This is a genomic window from Winogradskyella sp., assembly GCF_013042245.1.
Lineage (GTDB): Bacteria > Bacteroidota > Bacteroidia > Flavobacteriales > Flavobacteriaceae > Winogradskyella.
This window is the reverse complement of record NZ_JABDQL010000048.1, coordinates 1-2,446: the sequence shown is the minus strand read 5'-3', so window position 1 is coordinate 2,446 and position 2,446 is coordinate 1. Positions and strand designations below refer to the sequence as shown.

The following is a 2,446-nucleotide window of genomic DNA, read 5'->3' as shown; positions in this document are numbered from 1 at the left end:
TTTATAAAGTTACTGAATATTATATCGTAAAGTTATTTCCGAAATTTTTCCCCATTGGGCAATAGAAAAATTGCCCCAGAAAAATTTCAGAATAACTTTACTTACACACTTTATGGTTTGGTGCCGACTTCTTAGACTGTTTAACTTTTTAGATTTTTAGATTTTTAGATTTTAACTGTTTATCTTTTTAAAGTGACTTTCAAAATCTACTGGTTTATGAACCGTTTCTGTAAATACAGGATATTTTTTAAGTAAATTTTCAGGTCGTATTGGTCGTTTTTCAAAACCACCACTACAATTAGGGCAAACCTTTTTTAATTTTTCGACACAACCTTCACAAAATGTACACTCAAACGTGCATATCATAGCATCTTTAGCATCAAACGGTAATGCTTTGTTACAATTCTCGCATGTTGGTCTTATTTGTAACATTACAACTTCTTTACATATTTAGTAATAATTACGGTCAAAGTTGGTCCAACTTTACCTTCAATATAATCAGAATTATCTCTATCTAATCTAATATTTCTAACAGCTGTACCTTGTTTTGCAACTATACTTGAGCCTTTGACTTTAAGGTCTTTGATTAATACCACAGAATCGCCATTATCTAAAACTACACCGTTAACATCACGGTGAATAATTTGGTTTTCATCCACTTCGCCATCACCAGAAGCTTTTGCTGTAACTAACAAATCATCCTCCATATACATCATACCTAACATATCTTCTGCCCATGGTTGACTAATACGATTAAGCATGCGCCAAGCCATAATTTTTACACCATCATGCTCACTCCACATACTATCGTTAAGACAACGCCAATGGTTTGGTTCAATCTTTTCTGAATCTTCCATTTGGTCAATACAATTTTGACAGGCATAAATCCCTGTATCTCTTGCATTAGGCACATCATAAACAGATAGATTTTCAGTACTGTTACATAATTCGCATTGATTATTACTGCGTTCTTTAAGGTCTTTTTGTGAAGTCATAATAGGTATTAAAGTTCCAAAGATAATTTTAATCTCTTAAGACGACTTATTTCTTAGAACTTTCTGTCAGGATGAAAAGCATCAATAGGCATTGCTAATTGTTTACTTAGTAATGTCTGGGTAATCAGTTTCCCAGTTGCTGGCCCCAAACTCCAACCCATCATAGCATGACCAGTCGCTATTGTAAGATTCTTACATTTTGAAGATTTCCCGATATATGGCATTCCATCTGGCGAACATGGTCTTAATCCACATTTTACGTCGTCGATTTCTGCTTTTTGAATTTCTAAATTGGGATAATAACTCTTTGCTGCCTTTGCTATTGCTTTTACTCTTACAGGATTTATAGTATGATTAATGCCAGCGATTTCCATAGTACCAGCAAATCTTGTAAACCTATCCATTGGCGTCACCGCAACTTTTGCCTCGCATAATATAGATGGAATAGTAATTCCTGTTGGTCGCTCTACATTAATAGTATAGCCTTTTCCTGCTTGCAGAGGAATATTAATTCCTAATTTTTTTGATAGTAGTTGACTCCAACTTCCTGCTGCTAAAACGACCTCATCAGCCTTTAATTCTTGCTTATCAGTAATGATTTTTGAAATTGAATGATTTGACAGTTCTACATCAACAACAGCTTCATTTGGAATAAATTTGACACCTTTTGATTTCAAATACACACACATATCTTTCATGAAAGTATTTGGTGTCATATGCGCATCCGAGTGGAAATAAACAGCACCTTTGATGTCAAAATCTACATTTGGTTCTAGTTGTTTTACCTCTGATACAGAAAGGTTTTCTACTTCAAGTCCTTCTTTGATTCCGCGTTGACCAATGTTCCATTCTTCTTCACCAACTTCATCAGACTTATAAAACATCAACAAACCTTTCTTTTCATAATGAAAATCAAAATCACCAGACGCTTTCATTTCAGCATATAAGTTACGACTTAACACATTTATATCTTTGAGAACTGGAATAGCTTTTTCGACCTTAGATTTAGTTGACGATTTTTTAAATGCCCAAGCCCATTTTAAGAAATCTGTATCCAATCTTGGTTTGACATAAAAGGGACTTTCTGGATTAAACATCCATTTTAGTCCTTTTGTAATAATTCCTGGTTGCGATAATGGAATAAAATGACTTGGTGTAATGTAACCTGCGTTGACATATGATGCACCAGCAGAAAAATTAGACTTATCTACAACAGTAACATCGCATCCTTCTTTTTGAAGATAATATGCACTTGATAAACCGATGATACCGCCGCCAATTATTACACAATTTTTCATTGAAATAATGATTTAATGAAATAATATTTTTGAGTTACACGTTTAGTTTCTGTTTTAATTGATTTTGATATATTGGTTTACTTTCTACCATTCTTGTAATTGTTTTATGAAAGATACTCGTCTTAAATTGAGAACGATTAATTCTAAAACAAA

The 2,446-nt window shown here is 33.3% G+C and carries 3 protein-coding genes and 1 pseudogene; all 4 read right to left on the bottom strand.

Going from position 1 to position 2,446, the window contains the following annotated elements:
• Positions 1–171: 171 nt before the first annotated feature.
• Positions 172–432 carry a DUF1272 domain-containing protein gene (locus HKP48_RS04070; RefSeq protein WP_296343094.1) on the bottom strand — a complete coding sequence of 87 codons (261 nt, stop codon included), beginning with the start codon at positions 430–432 and terminating at the stop codon, positions 172–174.
• Positions 432–995 carry an alkylphosphonate utilization protein gene (locus HKP48_RS04065; RefSeq protein ID WP_296343093.1) on the bottom strand — a complete coding sequence of 188 codons (564 nt, stop codon included), beginning with the start codon at positions 993–995 and terminating at the stop codon, positions 432–434. Before HKP48_RS04065 ends, HKP48_RS04070 begins: the two co-directional genes overlap by 1 nt.
• A 53-nt stretch (positions 996–1,048) precedes the next feature.
• Complete coding sequence (locus HKP48_RS04060) at positions 1,049–2,293, bottom strand: FAD-dependent oxidoreductase (RefSeq protein ID WP_296343091.1); 1,245 nt, start codon at positions 2,291–2,293, stop codon at positions 1,049–1,051.
• A gap of 34 nt (positions 2,294–2,327) precedes the next feature.
• Positions 2,328–2,446: pseudogene (locus tag HKP48_RS04055) on the bottom strand (IS1595 family transposase); the annotation flags it as partial.

Bases quoted from the DNA above. Each gene is read 5' to 3' on its own strand.
- HKP48_RS04070 (WP_296343094.1), bottom strand. From the start codon at position 432: ATGTTACAAATAAGACCAACATGCGAGAATTGTAACAAAGCATTACCG.
- HKP48_RS04065 (WP_296343093.1), bottom strand. From the start codon at position 995: ATGACTTCACAAAAAGACCTTAAAGAACGCAGTAATAATCAATGCGAA.
- HKP48_RS04060 (WP_296343091.1), bottom strand. From the start codon at position 2,293: ATGAAAAATTGTGTAATAATTGGCGGCGGTATCATCGGTTTATCAAGT.